Genomic DNA, 18726 nt, shown 5'->3' on the forward strand with positions numbered 1-18726 from the left:
GCCAAAACAATTGGCACTGACATTCATCGACACACTGTTAAGTTCTCAAAGAACACACACACACCATCAAACCCACAAACAAGCAGGCCATCCGGGGCAACCGCTCCAGCCTATCCTACCGAACACGCGCGGTCAAACATCGCGGTCCGTATCAGATGGTTGAAGACATCAGCCTTGCGAGAGGCTGAAACTTCGGGATGGTCAGGCTCTTGCGTCCGGCCTCGTTTCCCTCGCCCTGGGGCTTAGGTCGGCGTCCGCGTTGCTCTGACTTGAAGAAAGTTACGCGAACAAGAACACTGCGTCAAATCGCCAGGACAGGCGGCGATTCGGGGTGCATATCGCCAGGTCAAACGGGAAAATTTGAGCCGCCTGCGACTCGAAATCAGCTCGAGCGCAAGTGTGGCCCCCGCCACACTTTCAGGCAACACCATCTGGGTGAATGTCGTCGGCCTCGCCGACGCGCTCGATATCGCCACCTAATGCCGACAGGTTCTCGACGAACCGCGGGTAACCACGATCGATGTGATAGACGTCGTGCACCTCGGTCGTACCGTCCGCGACCAGCCCCGCCAGCACCAAACCGGCGCCGGCCCGAATATCGGACGACCACACCGGAGCACTCGACAGACGAGGTATCCCCCGCACTACCGCGTGGTGACCGTCGGTGCGCGCGTCAGCTCCCAGGCGAATCATCTCTTCGACGAATCGAAATCGCGCTTCGAATACGTTCTCCGTGATCATCGACGTTCCGTCGGCAACAGCAGCGAGCCCGATTGCCATCGGTTGCAGGTCCGTTGGAAATCCGGGGAAGGGCAGCGTCGAGGTGTTCACCGCCTTCGGCCGTTCTTGCTGGATGATCCGAAATCCGTCCAACTCGTACGTGATCTGCGAACCCGCAGCGCGGAGCTTGTCCAACACCAACGACAAGTGCTTCGGATTGACTCCGGTCACTCGTACGTCGCCGGTGGTCATCGCCGCCGCTATCCCCCACGTCGCTGCGACAATCCGGTCGCCGATCACCCGATGCGTCGTCGGTGACAACTTCTTGACGCCGAGAATGGTCAGGGTCGTGGTTCCCGCCCCGCTGATCTTGGCTCCCATCTGGACCAGCATGTTGCACAGATCGACGATGTCGGGCTCGCGCGCAGCGTTGTCGATGACGGTCTCCCCCTCCGCCAGCACCGCGGCCATGAGGATGTTCTCCGTTGCGCCTACCGACGGAAAGTCCAGACGAATCTTCGCGCCCTGCAGTTTCTCCACCGATGCGACCACGCAACCGTGCTCGATCGTGCTCTCGGCACCGAGCAATCGCAGGCCTGCCTGATGCATGTCGAGCGGCCGGGATCCGATTGCATCACCGCCAGGTAGCGCAACCACCGCGCGCTTACACCTCGCTACCAACGGTCCGAGCACACACACAGACGCCCGAAACTGCTTCACCGCAGGGAAATCCGCGTGGTACTTGGGCTCCGCAGGTGTGTCGATGGTGACCACGTCGCCATCGATTGCCACCGTGCAGCCCAGACCGCGCAACACATCCGCCATCAGCGGGACGTCCAGGATGTCCGGACAGTTGCTGATCGTGGAGGTCCCTTCAGCCAGCAACGTCGCAGCCATCAGTTTGAGGACGCTGTTCTTTGCACCACCGACGACGACTTCACCGACGAGTCGGTTACCGCCATTAACCAAGAAGCGTTCGCTCACAATGGGTCAGCCTAGTCAGCACCACCTCGTGCGCGGGGCGACGGGGGAAACTCGGCGGTACGGTTGCGGCATGGCCGTTCACCTCACCCGCATCTACACCCGAACCGGCGACGACGGCACCACGGGACTCAGCGACTTCTCGCGCGTTTCCAAGAACGATCCCCGTCTCACCGCGTACGCGGACTGCGACGAGACCAATGCAAGCCTGGGCGTTGCGCTCTCGCTGGGTGATCCGCCGCAGCCAATCAGCGACGTGCTGCGCCAAGTCCAGAACGATCTGTTCGATGCCGGCGCCGACTTGTCCACGCCGGTCGTCGCGAATCCCGAGCATCCCCCGTTACGGATCGATCAGAGCTACATCGATCGGCTCGAAAAGTGGTGTGACACTTTCAATGACGAGCTTGAGCCGCTGCATTCGTTCATCCTGCCGGGTGGCACGGCACTCGGTGCGCTGCTGCACGTCTCGCGGACCGTTGCCCGACGAGCGGAGCGATCGGCCTGGGCAGCCGTCGACGCCGCCCCCGACTCCACCAGCGCATTGCCCGCCAAATATCTGAATCGGCTTTCCGACCTGCTGTTCATCCTCGGCCGAGTGGCGAATCCGGACGGGGACGTCTTGTGGCGCCCGGGTGGCGGACGTTCGCCCGAAAGATAGCTACGACGACCGGCCGCGCATCGATCGCCCGGACGGCCGCGATTCGACCCACGACAGAAACCCGGTCAATGCACCGCGGTCGAGTGCGACTTCGTAGTTGCGGTCCTCATCACTGACTGCGAGGACGACGACCTCTTCGGTCATGATGTCGAACTCGCTGTCGCGCGGGCCGCGTCGATCTTCGACCTCGATGCCCTGCCGATAGATGCGCGAGTCCGGGCCGAGCCGCAGACTCGACAGCTTGTAGAACACCAACGATTCTTCGCCGTAGCGGATCAAACCGTGACGCCACCCGTGATCACCGGTCGCCGGGATCGTTCGAAGAATGGCCGCGGTGCCGCCGCGACGCAACAGAATGAGCCGATAGGTCGCAGACGCAGCAAGGGCGACCAAGACACAGGCCAGGACGACGATCACTATCGTCCCGGTCTGCAACTCTTGGCCGCCCGTCGCTTATCGCAGGTATCGAACTCGCTTAGACCTGCCGTCCAAGTGCCCGAAGGCGCGCACGCCCACGCGCACTGACGACAGCGTCGTCCGATTCGGCATCGCTCTGCGCCTTGTCGGCATCGATATCGTCGGACAATTCGGCTTCCTCCGCGAGGATGGTGACGCCCTTCTCGGTGACCGAGAGGAAGCCGCCATCGACGGCGAAGGTGAGCGAACCGTTCTCGACGGTGTCGATGCGAACTGTCGCGTCGTCGACCAACTCCGCCATCAGCGGAATGTGCCGGGGCAGAATGCCGATCTCACCGTTGAGGGTGCGAGCGAAGACGAAGGTCGCTTCTCCCGACCAGATGCTGCGCTCGACCGCCACGATATCGACTGTCATTTCACTCATGTCGCGCCTTCCGCTCGTTCCGGTCCGCGCTCGTCCCTCGCTGCGATCCTCGCTCGCGGGCGGCGACGATCACTCATATCGTGTCCTTTCGAGTGACGCCGAAGCTAGAGCTTCGCGCCAAGGCTCTCTGCCTTCTTGGCCAGATCGTCCAGTCCACCGATCAGGAAGAACGCCTGCTCGGGCAGGTGATCGAAATCGCCCTTGGTCAGCTTGTCGAAGGCCTCGATGGTCTCCTTCAGCGGCACGTTCGAGCCCGGCTGGCCGGTGAACTGCTCGGCAGCCATCATGTTCTGCGAGAGGAAACGCTCGATGCGACGTGCGCGGCCGACCAGCTGCTTGTCTTCTTCCGACAGCTCGTCGATACCGAGGATCGCGATGATGTCCTGCAAGTCCTGGTAGCGCTGGAGCACACGGATGACTTCCTGAGCCACCCGGTAATGATCCTCGCCGACGATGCCCGGGAGCAGAATCGTCGAGGACGATGCCAGCGGATCCACGGCCGGGAAGATGCCCTTCGAGAACACCGCGCGGGAAAGCTCGGTAGTCGCGTCGAGGTGGGCGAACGTCGCGGCGGGCGCGGGGTCGGTGTAGTCGTCGGCGGGCACGTACACGGCCTGCATCGACGTGATCGAGCGACCCTTCGTCGAGGTGATGCGCTCCTGGAGCTCACCCATCTCGTCGGCCAGTGTCGGCTGGTAACCCACGGCGGACGGCATACGGCCGAGCAGCGTGGAGACCTCGGAACCGGCCTGCGTGTAGCGGAAGATGTTGTCGACGAAGAGCAGCACGTCCTGGTTCTGCTCGTCGCGGAAGTACTCGGCCATCGTCAGGGCCGAGAGGGCGACGCGCATACGCGTGCCCGGCGGCTCGTCCATCTGGCCGAACACCAAGGCGGTGTCCTTGAGGACGTCGGCGTCCGCAAGCTCGACCCAGAGGTCGTTGCCCTCACGGGTGCGCTCACCGACACCGGCGAATACCGAAGTACCACCGAAGTTGCGGGCAATACGGTTGATCATCTCCTGGATGAGCACCGTCTTACCGACGCCGGCACCACCGAACAGACCGATCTTGCCGCCACGCACGTACGGCGTGAGCAGGTCGACGACCTTGAGGCCGGTCTCCAGCATTTCGGTACGCCCCTCGAGCTGGTCGAAGGCCGGTGGCTTGCGGTGGATCGACCACTTCTCGAAGTCGTCGCCGTAGCCGGGCTCGTCCAGGCACTGGCCGAGGGCATTGAACACGTGGCCCTTGACGCCGTCGCCGACGGGAACGGAGATCGAGGCGCCGGTATCGGTCACGGCAACGCCGCGGACCAGGCCGTCGGTCGGCTGCATCGAAATGGTGCGGACCAAGTTGTCGCCGAGGTGCTGCGCGACCTCGAGCGTCAGGGTCTTGGACAGCTCGGCGAACGTGATCTCCGCGTGCAACGCGTTGAACAACTCGGGAACGGCGCCGCGCGGGAACTCCACGTCGACGACCGGGCCGGTCACGCGAACAACGCGGCCGTCACGGTCGCCCGTTCCTGTGTCTCTGGTATCGGATGCGGTGGCAGTCATCTCACTCGTCACTTCCTGTTGCGGCCAGCGCGTCAACGCCACCGACGATTTCACTGATTTCCTGGGTGATCTGGGCCTGGCGAGCGCGGTTGGCTTCCAGCGTGAGCCCCTTGATGAGGTCGTCCGCGTTGTCCGTCGCGGCCTTCATGGCACGACGGCGAGCAGCCGACTCGGAGGCAGCAGACTCGAGCATCGCCGCGTACACCCGGGTTGCCAGGTAGCGCGGAAGCAGCGTCTCGAACAACTTCTCTGCATCGGGCTCGAACTCGAACTCGGTCTTCGGGGGCGACTCGGAGAACTCGACCGCCATCGGTGCGATCCGGCGAGCGACGGCCGTCTGCGTCAGCATCGACTTGAAGTCGGTGTAGACGATGTGGATCTCGTCGACCCCGACGATCTCCTCCGGCAGCGGATCCTCGTACGGCACGTCCGTGCCTTCGACGAATGCCGCGACCAACTTCTGCGCGATCTCGGAGGCCGCTGCATAGGTGGGCTGCTCGGAAACTCCGGTCCACGAATCGGCGACGTCACGTCCACGGAAACCGTAGAAGTTCAACGCCTTTCGGCCGACGGTGTAGATGACCGGCTCTTTGTCCTCGCTGCGCAGCGTTGCGTAGAGCTCCTCGGCGGTGCGCAGCACGTTGGCGTTGTAACCGCCGCACAGACCGCGGTCCGACGACACGACCAGCACGCCCGCACGCTTCGGGTTGTCCCGCTCGACCAGCAATGGGTGATCGAGCGCCGACTCGTCCGCCAACGTGTTGAGCACGTTGGTGATCTCCTCGGCGTAGGGCCGGGCAGCTGCTACCCGAGCCTGCGCCTTCGAGATCCGCGACGTAGCGATGAGCTCCTGCGCCTTGGTGATCTTCTTGATGGATCCTGCCGAACGGATTCGCCGCCGCAGGACGCGTAATTGTGCGGCCATCTATGCATGCACCCTTAGTTCTTCTCGGAAGATGCGGAGTCGGACGGGCGCGGGTGCACGGTGACCGATTCCTTCTCTTCCTTGGCGGGCTCAGCCGACTTGGCGGCCGCGTCATCGTCGTCCGTGACGACGACGGAGCTGCCATCCGTTGTGGAGAAGCCCTGCTTGAAGTCGGCGACAGCCTTGGTCAGCGTGTCGGACGAATCATCCGAGAACAACTTCGACTCACGGATCTCGTTCAGCACGTTCTCGTGGCGACCGCGCACGTAGTCCAGGAACTCCGACTCGAAGCGGCCGACATCGCCGACCGGAACCGAGTCGAGGTGCCCGGCGGTACCGAGGAAGATCGCGACAACCTGCTCTTCGACGGCCAGCGGGCTGTACTGCGCCTGCTTGAGCAGCTCGACCAGGCGTGCGCCGCGCTCGAGCTGAGCCTTCGAGGTGGCATCCAGGTCGGAGGCGAAGGCCGCGAAGGCCTCCAGCTCGCGGTACTGCGACAGGTCGAGGCGAAGCGAACCGGCGACGGTACGCATGGCCTTGATCTGCGCGGCGCCACCGACACGGGAGACCGAGACACCGACGTTGATGGCGGGGCGGACACCCTGGTTGAAGAGGTCGGTCTCGAGGAAGCACTGACCGTCGGTGATCGAGATGACGTTGGTCGGGATGAAGGCCGAGATGTCGTTGGCCTTGGTCTCGATGATCGGCAGACCCGTCATCGAGCCGGCACCCAGCTCGTCGGACAGCTTCGCGCAACGCTCCAGCAGACGGGAGTGCAAGTAGAAGACGTCACCGGGGTATGCCTCGCGGCCCGGCGGACGACGCAGCAGCAGCGAGATGGCGCGGTACGCCTCGGCCTGCTTGCTCAGGTCGTCGAACACGATCAGAACGTGCTTGCCCGCGTACATCCAGTGCTGGCCGATGGCCGAGCCGGTGTACGGAGCGAGCCACTTGAAGCCTGCAGCGTCGGAGGCGGGAGCAGCGACGATCGTCGTGTACTCCAGTGCGCCTTCGTCTTCGAGACGCTGACGCACAGCCGCGACCGTGGAGCCCTTCTGGCCGATGGCGACGTAGATGCAGCGAACCTGCTGCTTCGGGTCGCCGGTGGCCCAGGCCTGCTTCTGATTGAGGATGGTGTCGACGCAGACCGCGGTCTTGCCGGTCTTGCGGTCACCGATGATCAGCTGACGCTGGCCACGGCCGATCGGGGTCTGCGAGTCGATCGCCTTGATGCCGGTCTGCAGCGGCTCTTCGACGCCCTGACGCTCGACCACCGAGGGGGCCTGCAGCTCGAGTGCGCGACGGGTCTCCGCCTCGATGTCGCCCAGACCGTCGATCGGCTGTCCGAGCGGGTTGATGACACGGCCGAGGAACTTGTCACCGACGGGTACCGAAAGAACGGTGCCGGTGCGCTTGACCTGCTGGCCCTGCTCGATGTTCTCGTAGTCACCGAGGATGACCGCGCCGATGCTGCCCTCGTCGAGGTTCATGGCAACACCCAGCACGCCGCCGGGGAATTCGAGCAGTTCCTGCGTCATCGCCGACGGCAAACCTTCGACGTGCGCAATGCCGTCACCGGTGTCGGAAACGGTACCGATCTCCTCGCGGGAGGTGTCGGCTGAGAACGTGGCGACGTACTTTTCGACCGCGCCATGAATCTCTTCTGATGAGATCGTCAACTCCGCCATGGATATCGGTTTCCCTGCTTTCGAATATGGTGTTTCGGTTCGTGAAATTCTGTGCCTGACCTGCGGCCAGGGGCGTGCAACTAGCTCGGTAGGTGATCGGCGGCGCTGGCGAGCCGCGACGCGACGGTGCCGTCGACGACTTCTTCGCCGACAGTGATGTGCAACCCACCGAGGACGTCGGGATCGACATCGAGTTGCACCGAGATCTTGCGACCGTAGATTCGCGACAGCACCGATTCGAGCCTGGCCTGCTGCTCGTCCGTCAGCGGTGTTGCTGCGGTCACCTGTGCGACCGACTCGCCGCGACGTTCGGCGGCAAGTTCGGCAAGTTCGGGAACAACGGCGTCGAGGTTCTCGCCGTGCAGTCCACGAACAGCGCCGTGCAGCAGCCGTGTCGTGTACGTCGAGGGCTTACCCGCGAGCACGTCGTCGAGCAGGCCCAAACGGGCGTCCACCGGACGAGCCGAATCGCTGAGCAAGCTCGTCAGCTTCGGATTTGCATCCAAGGTGCGCCCGAAGCGGAAGAGTTCGTCTTCGACGTTCTCGATCTGGCCCGCGCGCTCGGCGTCGATCAGATCGGCGAGGCGCGAGACGCGTGTGAGCGCGGCTGTGAGGTCACGACTGACCGACCACCGCTCGGCTACGGCCGTCTTGACGACGTCGAGAGCCGGAGCGCCGATCTTGCCGTTCAGCAGTGAGTCGACGAGCGAGACCTTGCCCGCGGAATCGTCTGCCTGAGTGGCCAGGTGCTTACGTAGCACCACTTCGCTGAGCAGCAAACGTGCAACAGACCCGAGGTCGTCGGCAAAGCCGGCGAGGGCGGACGAGTCGATGTCCTTGACCAAATCGTCGAAACGACGCTGCACTACCTGCAGCGAATCCCGACTTGCGGCGTGCATCTACGAGACCCCCTGGTTGGGCTTGCCTGCCATCGACTCCAGCTCCGAGAGGAAGCTGTCGACGCTGGCCGCCTGAGCCTTCGGATCGGAAAGGCGCTGACGAACCTGATCGCCTGCTTCGCCGACGGCGGTGGCACCGAGGTCCGATCGCAGGTGGCGAACCAGTTGCGCACGCTGCAGAGTCAACTGCTCTGCACCATGGGCCTTGATGCGCTCGACCTCGGCATCGGCCTGCTCGCGCAGTTGTTCGGAGATGCGCTGCGAGTCGGCACGAGCATCCTCGCGGATACGTGCCGCTTCGGTGCGTGCCTCTTCGACTGCGTCCGCATGCTTACGCTCGGCGTCGGCGAGCTTCGCAGATGCCTGCTCACTCTCCGCGATCTGTGTGCGCACCGTTTCCTGCTGCTTGTTCATCAACTTGCGGAGCGGCGGCACGATGTAGCGGTAGACGACGAACGCGATCACGGCAAAGCCGATGAGCTGTCCGATGAAGATGCCCATGTGAGCTACCCCCGTCCCGTTCGGTCGGCAAGGCTCGATGCAGCGTCGCTCTTGCCGCCGAGAATACGGTCGGCGAGAGTGGTCGCCAACGAACCGCTGTTGGAGCGCAGCTCCGTTGCGATTCGGTCGCCTTGCGCTTGCAGATCCTGTGCGGACTGCTGCTGGATAACGTCGGATTCCTGCTTCGCCTGTGACCGCATGTCGTCGAGGATCTTCTGACCCTCGACGCGTGCTCCGTCACGGATTTTGGACGCCTCGGTCCGTGCATTCGCAAGTTCCTCGCGGTACTTGGTATCCGCATCAGCGAACGCCCGCGCGGCCTTGTGGTTGTCCTCGGCCGTCTTGGCCACCATGTCGGCGCGTTCCTTCAGGGCAGCGCTGATCGGTGGTACGACGAACTTCCAGATAACCCCGAGCACGATCGCAAAGATGATCAGCTCGACGAAGAAGGTGCCGTTGGGGATAAGGAAGTTATCCCCCGCGGCCAAGACTGTGGTGTCCATCAGCGATCTAGGTCAATCCGGGAGTGGCGAACACGAAGAGGGCCATGAAGGCGAGGTTGATGAAGTACGCCGCTTCGACAAGGCCGACCGTGATGAAGAACGGGGTGAACAGGCGACCCTGCGCCTCGGGCTGGCGTGCGACACCCGCGATCAGCTGGCTACCAGCCAAGCCGTCACCGATGCCCGCGCCGATTGCGCCGCCGGCCATGATCAAGCCGCCGCCGATGAGCGCTCCAGCGGTGATAACTGCGTTGGGATCCATACCGTCACTTCCTTTTGTTTCTCTGTTGAGATCTGGGTGAAATTGTCAGCTAGCTGGTTCTGATAGCCGGTCTCGGCTAGTGGTGCTCGTCCTCGAGTTCCATCGACTGGCTGAAGTAGAGAATGGTCAGCAGCGCGAAGATGAAGGCCTGGATCAGGCCGACGAACAGGTCGAACAGTTTCCAGATCGCGTTCGGCGCCCACAAGATGTAGGGCGGGAACAACGCGATCAGGGTGACCATGATGCCGCCGGCGAACATGTTGCCGAAGAGTCGAAGAGACAGCGAGATCGGCTTCGCGATTTCTTCGATGATGTTGATCGGCGCCATGAAGGACACGTGCCCCTTGGCCAACTGCTTCAGGTGCGTGAAGAAGCCGCGGCGACGGGCACCGGCGAAGTGGTAGAAGGCGAAGACGAAGAGCGCGAGGGCGTAGACGAAGTTGACATCCGACGCCGGGGGCTTGATCAGCTCCGTGTGGCCGTACTGGACCGGAAGCACCGAGAGCCAGTTGGACGCGAGGATGAAGATGAACAGCGTCACCGCGAGCGGCAGCACGAACGGAGCGATCTTCATGCCGATCGCAGCCTCGATCTGGCCGCGCATCTGAACGGTGATTCCCTCCCACAACAGCTGCACGCCGTTGGGCACACCGGAGGTGAGCTTCGACCGGAGATAGAAAGCCAGACCGAGCACGATCAGAGCCGCGATCACGGTCGCGATGATGGTGTCGAGATTGAAGGTCATACCCAACGCAGTGAAATGCGTGTGATGGCCTACTTCGATGTTTGCCTCAGCAAGAACCTGGTCAGTCATGACTGCTGGCGAAGTCCTTTCAGAACGGGCACAGTGGTATTCAGAACCAAAACAACTTGGAAGACGGCCAGACCGGCAAAAATGCCGATTCCCTCAGGGGCCAGCAGGAAACCTATCACGAGGGCAATTGCGGTAATGATGAACAAACGGGACGCCGACGAGTAGGCCATCTTCTGCTTGCTCGGGTGGTCATCGGCGGTGACGCGGGCTACCGCGCTCTGTACCAATTTCACGTTGAGCAAGCCCAATGCCAACCCGGCGATGAAGAGAACACCGAAAAGCCAATGCCCGAGAAGAGCACTCGCGATCAAGGCGAGAGTGCCGATGGCACCGCCGATGATCAACGGACGGCGCAAGCTCAGCGGCACGGCCGGCATGAGCGGCGCCGCGTCGGGCTCGGACCCTGACATCGTCGTCAACCTCTAATCCTTCATAAACTTGCGGAACTGCATGATCAGACTTCCAGCTGCACCGATGACACCGAGCGCAAGTCCCACCCCGATGAATACGGGCGAAGTGTGCATTTCGGCATCCAGCAGACCACCCAGGACAAGCCCCAGCACGACGAACCCTACTATGCTGGCTCCAAGGCCGATCAGCTGCCGTGGACTCGGCGGTACGCTCTGCACTCGTTCAGTGCTCGGTGTACGCGCTGGAAACACTCACGTGCAGCTCCTTGTCGGTCGAGCGTCACTACCGTGGACAAGAATTCCACGTGGTCGCGGCCGGCGATTCCCAGTTCAGGGGCGTCGAAACCGTATCACAGCGAATAGGGCGTTTCCCCTATCCACGACGCTGGTTTTCTCTATCCACGACACAGTGTAGTAGATAGAGCTACTATCTCCAAGTCCTCGCAGTCCCGACTAATCGGACATCAGTCCTTGGTGCGTTCGCGCAGCGAGGGAACCGCGGTCACGACGAGTGCGAAAACCAACCCGCCCGCCACCAGCAGTACGACCACGCGTCTATCGATCAGCGCGGACCCGACAGCCCCGAAGGCCAGCACGCCGACCCACAAGTAGATGAGCAGGACAACCCGGCGGTGCGAATGCCCGATCTGTAGCAAACGGTGATGCAGATGCATCTTGTCCGGACTGAACGGACTGACACCGGCGCGCGTGCGTCGAACCACAGCGAGCAGCAGGTCCAGCAGTGGGATGAACATGACTGCGCCGACCAGCAGCAACGGCGAGAGCAGACCCAGAATGTCGCGACTGCCGTAGGCGTTGAGCGGGATTCGGCCTGACGCACTTGTGGAGATCGTGGCAAGCATCAGGCCGATCAGCATCGAACCCGAGTCGCCCATGAAGATGCGGGCAGGTTGGAAGTTGTGCGGTAGAAAACCGAGGCAGGCGCCCGCAAGCGCTGCGGCGAGCAGGGCAGGCGGATAGGCGCTGACGTCGCCCCCCTGCTCGTGCAGCAGGCCGACCGAGAAGACGCAGACCGCGGCCGAGGCGATCAAACCCAGTCCCGCCGCCAATCCGTCGAGTCCGTCTACGAAGTTCATCGCGTTGATCAGCACGACCGCAACGGCGACGGTGACGAGACCGGCCTGCAACTGGTCCAGAACGATGGTGCTGCCGCCCGCGAACGGGTTGTAGATGACGAACCAGCTCACGCCCATCACAGCGAGAATGCCCGCGGAGGTGACCTGGCCGACGAACTTGGTGAGGGCGTCGAGACCCCACCTGTCGTCGATGGCGCCGACCAGGACGATGACGGCACCAGCGACCAGCGCAGCAGGCATGTCCTTGGTGAACTCGAATCCGCGGGTCAAGGCAGGGAGCTGCTGCGCGAAGAGCAGCGCCGCCAGAATTCCCACATACATACCGACGCCGCCGAGGCGTGGAATGGGCGATGTGTGCACGTCGCGGTCGCGCGGAATCGCAACGGCACCGAACCTGATCGCAACGAGTCGAACAGCGCCGGTGGCGAGGAAGGTCACGACAGCGGCGGTGAACAGGACGAGCAGCAATTCGCGGATCGGAACGCCCGCTCCCCCGCCTTCCCCCTGGGCCAGCATCAGCGCAGTGGAATGGACAGGGTTCACTCCGACGACGCTACCGTCACGAGGCGGGACCGTGACCGGTGCCGGGAGCGGCGAAGCCCCGACCATGATGCGGATACGCCGGCTTGGTCGCAACCAGTTCGGCGACGTCGGCACGAACGCCGGCCAGTTCACGATCGCCTGCATCGGTCCCGGCCTCCGCACGAACCACGCGTGCGATCAACGCACCGACATGCGTCATGTCGGCGGTGTCGAAGCCTTGGGTGGTGAGCGCGGCGGAGCCGACCCGAATACCCGACGCCACCATCGGCGGTGCCGGATCGTATGGAATCGCGTTCTTGTTCAACGTGATTCGTGCTGCATCGCAGCGTCGTTCGGCATCTGCCCCCGACACCCCGGTTGCGCGCAGATCGATGAGCGCCAGGTGGGTATCGGTGCCGCCGGACACCGACCGCATCCCCTCGGCCTCCAGCGACTTCGACAGCGCGGACGCGTTGGCAGTCACGCTCGACGCGTACGCCTGGAAGCTGGGGTCTGCTGCTTCTTTGAACGCCACGGCCTTGGCCGCGATCGAATGCATCAGCGGCCCACCCTGGGTGAACGGGAAGACCGCCTTGTCGATGGCTTTCGCATGTTCGGCACGGCACAGCAACATGCCGCCACGCGGGCCGCGCAGCACCTTGTGCGTGGTCGCCGACACGACGTCGGCGTACGGCACCGGCGACGGGATCGCCTTTCCGGCAACCAATCCGATGAAGTGCGCAGCGTCGACCCAGAGAATGGCACCCACCTCGTCGGCGATGCGCCGAAACGCCTCGAAGTCGATTAGCCGCGGGTAGGCCGTCGCACCGGTGACGATGATCCGCGGGCGATGCGTCAGCGCCAGATCGCGAACCTCGTCGTAGTCGATCAACTCGGTGCGCTTGTCGACGTGGTACGGGATTGCGTTGAACCAGCGACCGGAGAAGTTCACCTTCGACCCGTGCGTCAGGTGCCCGCCGTGCGGAAGGTTCATTGCGAGGATCTGGTCGCCGGGCTGGGCAAATGCGGCGTAGACAGCGAGGTTGGCGCTGGCGCCCGAATGCGGTTGCACGTTCGCATGCTCGGCACCGAAAAGTGTCTTCGCACGGTCGATGGCCAATAGCTCGGCCTTGTCCACCTCGCCGCAGCCGCCGTAATAACGATGCCCCGGGTAGCCCTCGGCGTACTTGTTGCTCAAGGTCGATCCCAGCGCCGCAAGCACAGCCGGGCTGGTCAGATTTTCGCTGGCGATCAACTGCAGGCCATCGCGAAGTCGGTCCAGCTCGGCGACGACGATGTCGGCGATCTCCGGATCGGTTGCGGCGAGCTGGTCGAAATCGGGGCCCCAGAACGGGGTTTCGTCTGTCACTGCGTCACTCCTGTCTCCAGGCTCTCCGCGGAAACTCCCAACACATCGGCGATGTCGCCGGTCGCGACCGCTCCCGCACGCAAGATGCGGGGGTGGTCCGCCGTCAGATCCACGATCGTGGATGCGACCGCCTGTTCGGACGGACCACCGTCGAGATACACGCTGGCGCTCTCACCGAGCTGGTCACGAGCCTCGGCTGCGGTGCGAGCGGGCGGCGAACCGGAGACGTTCGCGCTGGACACAGCGAGCGGACCCACGTCCCGCAGCAGTTCCAGCGCAACCGGGTGCAGCGGCATCCGCAGCATGACGGTGCCGCGGGTATCGCCGAGGTCCCAGGCGAGCGACGGCGCCTGCTGCACCACCAAGCTCAGTCCGCCGGGCCAGAAGGCTCGGATCAGATCGCGCGCTTGCGGCCGCACCGCGAAGACCAACCCGTCGATGGTGTTCCACGAACCGACCAGCACCGGCACCGGCATGTCCCGGCCACGACGCTTGGCTTGCAGCAGTGACGCCACCGCAGCGCTGTCGAACGCGTCGGCACCGAGGCCGTACAGCGTATCGGTGGGGAGGACGACCAGCCGGCCCGCTTTCAGGGCACCGGTGGCCGCCGTCAATCCTGCGGCGCGCGAATCTGGCTGCTGGCAGTCGTAGACCGTACTCACGCTTACATCTTCGCATTGCGATCGATCGCGGTCGGTCGCGACGCGGCGTCAGCGCCCAGATCTCGGCCTTGGAACCTCGGCGTCAGGATTTCAGCGCGACCACGAATCGCGGCTTGCCTGTGAGATCGGGATGCTCGGCGATGTCGGCGAACCCGCCGTCTGCTCGGAAAAGCTCCGCGACCTGCGCACCGTTGGAATCGTCGTGCTCGACGGCGGCACCACCGCCGGCCCGGAGCCACCGCGCGATGTTGCCGACCATGGGGGTGATGACATCGAGGCCTTCGCTCCCGGCGAACAGCGCGGAATGCGGATCATGTTCTGCCACTTCGGGATCCAGCACGGTACCGGCGGGCACGTACGGCGGGTTGGCGACGACGATGTCGACCGCGCCATCCAGCTCGGTCAGCAGGGATCGGTCAGTGACGTCGCCGTCGTGCAACGTGATGCGCGTATCCCCCGCCGACGCGCGCAAGTCGGCATTGCGTCGCGCCCAGGTCATCGCCTTGAACTCGAGTTCGACGGCATGCACCTCCCCGTCGGGTCGTGCATGCGCGATTGCCAACGCCAGCGCGCCGGAGCCGGTGCAGAGGTCGAGGATGACAGGCGGATGACGATCGCACGATTCGAGAAACGCCAACGACCAACCGAGCAGCAATTCGGTCTCCGGTCGCGGCACGAAGACGCCGGGACCCACTTCCACATCGATGTCGCCCATCGCCGAGACTCCGGTGATGTACTGCAGCGGAATACGTTTCGCGCGTTGATCGATCATCTTGCGATACGCATCCAACACGGCGGGCTCGATCAGCGGAACCAAGCCGAGCCGGGTTCGCTCGACGCCGAGGAGGTGCGCGGCAAGCAACTCCGCGTCGGAGCGCGGACTGTGCACGCCTGCGGCCGCGAGTTGATCGGCGGCCTGGACGATTGCGACGCGAAGGGGTTGACGGCTCACCTGCTCAGCCTGCCATGTCGAGGACTATTCGACGGCGAGCCGGGCCTCTCGATCCGATTTGGCGAGCGCGTCCAGCAGTGCGTCCATGTCGCCGTCGAGCACGGCGTCCAGATTGTGCGCTTTGAACCCGATCCGGTGATCGGCGATTCGGTTCTCCGGGTAGTTGTACGTGCGAATCCGTTCCGACCGGTCCACGGTGCGGATCTGGCTCTGCCTGCCCGCGGACGCCTCCGCATCGGCAGCTTCCTCGGCTGCCGCCTGCAACCGAGCAGCGAGAACCTGCATCGCGCGCGCCTTGTTCTGCAGCTGCGACCGCTCGTTCTGGCAGGTCACGACGATGCCGGTCGGCAAATGGGTGATGCGGACGGCGGAGTCGGTCGTATTGACGCCCTGGCCGCCCTTACCCGACGACCGGTAGACATCGATGCGCAGTTCGGTCTCGTCGATCTGAATTTCCTCGACCTCTTCGGGCTCGGGGTAGATCAGCACGCCTGCGGCGGACGTGTGGACGCGCCCCTGCGATTCGGTGACCGGCACACGCTGGACTCGGTGCACGCCGCCTTCGAACTTCAGCCGGGCCCACACGCCGTCGATCGCGTCGCCCTTCGACTTGATCGAAATCGTCGCTTCTTTGTATCCACCGAGGTCGGAGATGTTGGCATCGAGAACTTCGACGCGCCAGCCATGACGCTCGGCGTACCGGATGTACATGCGAGCCAGGTCGGAGGCGAACAGCGCGGACTCCTCGCCACCTTCACCGGACTTCACTTCCAACACCACGTCGTCGCCGTCGTGGGGATCGCGCGGGGCGAGCAGGTCGGTGAGCGTCTGGTCCAATTGCTCGACCTCGGCTTCGAGGTCGGGAATCTCGGCGGCGAAGCTCGAATCGTCGGCTGCCAACTCTCGCGCGGCGGCGAGGTCGTCGCGCGCGGTGGTCAACTTGTTGTAGGTCGACATGATCGGACCGAGTTCGGCGAAACGCTTGCCGACGCGTCGCGCAGCGGCGGGGTCGTTGTGCAACGCAGGATCCGACAGTTGCAGTTCGAGGGACGTGTACTCGGCGACGATGTCGTCGACCGCCGACGCCTGCGTACTGCCTGACATGGTTCCTGCTTCCCGCGTGTGAATGGCACTACCGACAAAAAACCGACGCCCGGCCTGCATAGGTGCAGGGCCGGGCGTCGGTGGACGAGCTAGGACTCGGAAGCAGCCTTGTCGGCGGCCTTGCCGGCGCGCTTGCCGTAACGAGCCTCGAAGCGTGCAACGCGACCGCCGGTGTCGAGGATCTTCTGCTTGCCGGTGTAGAACGGGTGGCACTGCGAGCAGACCTCGACGTTGATACGTCCGGACTCCTTGGTGCTGTGCGTCTCGAAAGTATTTCCGCAACCGCAGACGACGGTGGTCGCCACGTAGTTGGGGTGAATTCCTGCCTTCATGGTGTCCCTTTCAATGGTCGCCGGGTCGCCCTCGCTGATCGAAGACGTGAACCGGAACCGGACTCGACCGTTCAGTATGCCAGAACTGGTCATCGACCTGGAAATCGGCGTTTCTGTGCCGACGAGTGCTTCAACACTGGCCCGGTGCGGTTTGTTCCACCGGGTTAGTGTCTGTTCGAACAGGTGGGGAAGTGAGGGCGGATGGCACTGCTACCCGGGACGGTGTTTGCCGGTTACACGATTGAGCGCAGGTTGGGTGCCGGCGGCATGGGTGCCGTCTACCTGGCGCGCCACCCGCGGCTCCCCCGCCGCGACGCGTTGAAGGTTCTCGACGACAGCCTCGGTTCGGATCATGCTTTTCGGGCTCGGTTCGAGCGTGAGGCCGAGCTCGCGTCGCGCCTCGATCACCCGAACATCGTGTCGATCTACGATCGCGGCTCCGAGGGGTCGCAGCTGTGGATATCGATGCAGTACGTCGACGGCGTCGACGTCTCCGCGCTGGTGAAACAGGGTCCGGCTGCACTTCCGCCGGAGCGCGTGTCGTACATCATCGGCGAGGCAGCGCGCGGACTGGACAGCGCGCACCGTCGAGGTTTGCTCCATCGAGATGTGAAGCCGGCGAACATCCTGGTTGCCCGGAGCGACGACGATCACGACAAGGTCCTGGTCACGGACTTCGGTATCGCACGCAGCCTCGACGAGTCCGTTGCGCTGACGGCCACCGGATCGCTGGTCGCCACCCTCGCCTATGCGGCGCCGGAGCAGATCGAGGGTAAGCAGGTCGATCACCGAGTCGACATCTATGCGCTCGGGTGCACGCTCTACGAGATGCTCACCGGCTCGGTGCCGTTTCGGCGGGAATCGCCGGTCGCGGTCATGCACGCGCATCTGTCGAGCCCACCGCCACGCGCCACCCTGACCAGCCCTGGCGTGCCGCCCGAGATCGATGACGTGATCGCAAAGGCAATGGCGAAAGATCCGGCGCAACGCTTCGGCAGCTGTCGCGAACTGGCGGAAGCAGCGGCGACAGCATTGCGCTCGCCCGTCGATCGTGGTCGGGTCGCACCGACGTTGGTGCGCGGTCCGACCACGACGGCGGTCAATCAGGCGCTGGTACCGCCGGTGCAGCGTCGGCGAGCGCCGAAGATCGTCGGTGCCGGTTTGGCGCTTGCGTTGGTCGCTGCGTTGGTGGTGGTGATCGTGAAGGTGACCTCCGGGAGCGATTCTTCGGCGGCACCACCGACGCCGGTTCCCGGTCCAGTCGCGTCGAGTGCAGTGGCAACGACGGCCGCTCTCGAGACGACCACCGCTGAGATGACCACCGCGCCGCCCGCGAGCAGCGCGGCGCCGATCCCGGCTCCGGCGACCGGCGCGTGGGGGGACGCAAGTTACATCGTCGACGCGTTCCCCAACCTTCTGCCAGCAACGCCCAATTCCACTGGCTATCAGGGCATTTCGTGCGCGCCGCTCAATTCCGAGAACGGTTCCACCGCACGCCAGCTGCATTGCCCGGCCGACGGCAACGGCATCAGCGTCAACGTGTGGTGCGACCCGGCGCGCAGTCAGCAGACGTACACGGCATCGGGCGACGGCGTGACCGACGTCCACGAAGAGCGGTGGACGCGGCCGTCGGGAACCGGCAGCGTCCGCTGGGAAACGGATTCGATGTCCGGGTCCGGGTTGCTCTCGGTGTCCTTCGACGATCCCGGCCGTGATTTCTGCGTACTCGGCGCATCCGGTGGCTCGTCAGGGCAGGACGTCCACGACAACTGGTTCCTGGCCGCGCCTTTCTGACTCCAACTCCCCCAGCACTCATCCCACATGCCGACATCCCCCCACTTGTTGGCAGGAGTGAACGGCGCGTTCGTTGCGTTGGATCGAGTGAACGCGCCGTTCACTCGTCTGAACGCAACAATTCTTCCGTTCACTA

Annotated in this window: 19 protein-coding genes and 1 pseudogene; 2 read left to right on the forward strand and 18 right to left on the reverse strand. The window is 64.0% G+C overall.

The window, feature by feature from the left end:
* Window positions 1-417: 417 nt before the first annotated feature.
* Window positions 418-1704 (reverse strand): UDP-N-acetylglucosamine 1-carboxyvinyltransferase, encoded by a 1287-nt coding sequence (gene murA, locus FOY51_RS24185; protein ID WP_149432845.1) that lies wholly within the window; start codon window positions 1702-1704, stop codon window positions 418-420.
* Between the two features lie 70 nt (window positions 1705-1774).
* Here murA and FOY51_RS24190 point away from each other — a divergent pair, with 70 nt between their 5' ends.
* Window positions 1775-2359: a cob(I)yrinic acid a,c-diamide adenosyltransferase gene (locus tag FOY51_RS24190; protein WP_149432846.1), complete on the forward strand. Its 585-nt coding sequence runs from the start codon at window positions 1775-1777 to the stop codon at window positions 2357-2359.
* Here FOY51_RS24190 and FOY51_RS24195 read toward each other — a convergent pair whose 3' ends face one another.
* The 17 genes and pseudogenes from FOY51_RS24195 to rpmE all read right to left on the reverse strand — a co-directional run bounded on the left by FOY51_RS24195 (window position 2360) and on the right by rpmE (window position 16796).
* Window positions 2360-2779, reverse strand: a complete 420-nt coding sequence (locus FOY51_RS24195) for a DUF2550 domain-containing protein (RefSeq protein ID WP_371830486.1) — start codon at window positions 2777-2779, stop codon at window positions 2360-2362. It abuts the gene before it with no gap.
* A 55-nt stretch (window positions 2780-2834) separates the two neighbouring features.
* Window positions 2835-3200 carry a F0F1 ATP synthase subunit epsilon gene (locus tag FOY51_RS24200; protein WP_149432848.1) on the reverse strand — a complete coding sequence of 122 codons (366 nt, stop codon included), beginning with the start codon at window positions 3198-3200 and terminating at the stop codon, window positions 2835-2837.
* A 104-nt stretch (window positions 3201-3304) separates the two neighbouring features.
* Window positions 3305-4756, reverse strand: a complete 1452-nt coding sequence (gene atpD, locus FOY51_RS24205) for a F0F1 ATP synthase subunit beta (protein WP_149432849.1) — start codon at window positions 4754-4756, stop codon at window positions 3305-3307.
* Window position 4757: 1 nt separating this feature from the next.
* Complete coding sequence (locus FOY51_RS24210; protein ID WP_149432850.1) at window positions 4758-5681, reverse strand: F0F1 ATP synthase subunit gamma; 924 nt, start codon at window positions 5679-5681, stop codon at window positions 4758-4760.
* 14 nt (window positions 5682-5695) lie between these two features.
* Window positions 5696-7369 (reverse strand): F0F1 ATP synthase subunit alpha, encoded by a 1674-nt coding sequence (atpA, locus tag FOY51_RS24215; RefSeq protein WP_149432851.1) that lies wholly within the window; start codon window positions 7367-7369, stop codon window positions 5696-5698.
* Window positions 7370-7449: 80 nt separating this feature from the next.
* A pseudogene (locus FOY51_RS24220) lies at window positions 7450-8769 on the reverse strand (F0F1 ATP synthase subunit B/delta).
* Window positions 8770-8774: 5 nt separating this feature from the next.
* A complete protein-coding gene (locus FOY51_RS24225; protein ID WP_149432852.1) occupies window positions 8775-9272 on the reverse strand; it encodes a F0F1 ATP synthase subunit B in 498 nt (165 codons plus the stop codon).
* Between the two features lie 7 nt (window positions 9273-9279).
* Complete coding sequence (locus FOY51_RS24230) at window positions 9280-9534, reverse strand: F0F1 ATP synthase subunit C (protein WP_149432853.1); 255 nt, start codon at window positions 9532-9534, stop codon at window positions 9280-9282.
* A gap of 76 nt (window positions 9535-9610) precedes the next feature.
* Complete coding sequence (gene atpB, locus FOY51_RS24235; RefSeq protein ID WP_149432854.1) at window positions 9611-10348, reverse strand: F0F1 ATP synthase subunit A; 738 nt, start codon at window positions 10346-10348, stop codon at window positions 9611-9613.
* Window positions 10345-10725: an ATP synthase subunit I gene (locus FOY51_RS24240; RefSeq protein WP_149432855.1), complete on the reverse strand. Its 381-nt coding sequence runs from the start codon at window positions 10723-10725 to the stop codon at window positions 10345-10347. Before FOY51_RS24240 ends, atpB begins: the two co-directional genes overlap by 4 nt.
* A 45-nt stretch (window positions 10726-10770) precedes the next feature.
* Complete coding sequence (locus tag FOY51_RS28035) at window positions 10771-11010, reverse strand: AtpZ/AtpI family protein (RefSeq protein WP_149432856.1); 240 nt, start codon at window positions 11008-11010, stop codon at window positions 10771-10773.
* A 212-nt stretch (window positions 11011-11222) separates the two neighbouring features.
* Window positions 11223-12371, reverse strand: a complete 1149-nt coding sequence (locus tag FOY51_RS24250; RefSeq protein WP_149432901.1) for a glycosyltransferase family 4 protein — start codon at window positions 12369-12371, stop codon at window positions 11223-11225.
* A gap of 43 nt (window positions 12372-12414) precedes the next feature.
* A complete protein-coding gene (gene glyA, locus FOY51_RS24255) occupies window positions 12415-13746 on the reverse strand; it encodes a serine hydroxymethyltransferase (protein ID WP_149432857.1) in 1332 nt (443 codons plus the stop codon).
* Complete coding sequence (locus FOY51_RS24260) at window positions 13743-14408, reverse strand: L-threonylcarbamoyladenylate synthase (protein ID WP_149432858.1); 666 nt, start codon at window positions 14406-14408, stop codon at window positions 13743-13745. Before FOY51_RS24260 ends, glyA begins: the two co-directional genes overlap by 4 nt.
* Window positions 14409-14490: 82 nt before the next feature.
* Complete coding sequence (gene prmC, locus FOY51_RS24265; protein WP_149432859.1) at window positions 14491-15360, reverse strand: peptide chain release factor N(5)-glutamine methyltransferase; 870 nt, start codon at window positions 15358-15360, stop codon at window positions 14491-14493.
* 24 nt (window positions 15361-15384) lie between these two features.
* A complete protein-coding gene (gene prfA / locus FOY51_RS24270) occupies window positions 15385-16464 on the reverse strand; it encodes a peptide chain release factor 1 (RefSeq protein WP_149432860.1) in 1080 nt (359 codons plus the stop codon).
* A gap of 89 nt (window positions 16465-16553) precedes the next feature.
* Window positions 16554-16796 (reverse strand): 50S ribosomal protein L31, encoded by a 243-nt coding sequence (gene rpmE / locus FOY51_RS24275; RefSeq protein WP_149432861.1) that lies wholly within the window; start codon window positions 16794-16796, stop codon window positions 16554-16556.
* Window positions 16797-16997: 201 nt separating this feature from the next.
* On the opposite strand from rpmE, the gene FOY51_RS24280 reads away from it, so the two are divergent.
* The gene (locus FOY51_RS24280; protein WP_149432862.1) at window positions 16998-18590 is read left to right on the forward strand and encodes a serine/threonine-protein kinase; all 1593 of its coding nucleotides are present in this window, start codon (window positions 16998-17000) and stop codon (window positions 18588-18590) included.
* The last annotated feature ends 136 nt before the right edge of the window (window positions 18591-18726 follow it).

The sequence above is a fragment of the Antrihabitans cavernicola genome, assembly GCF_008297975.1.
Taxonomy (GTDB): domain Bacteria; phylum Actinomycetota; class Actinomycetes; order Mycobacteriales; family Mycobacteriaceae; genus Antrihabitans; species Antrihabitans cavernicola.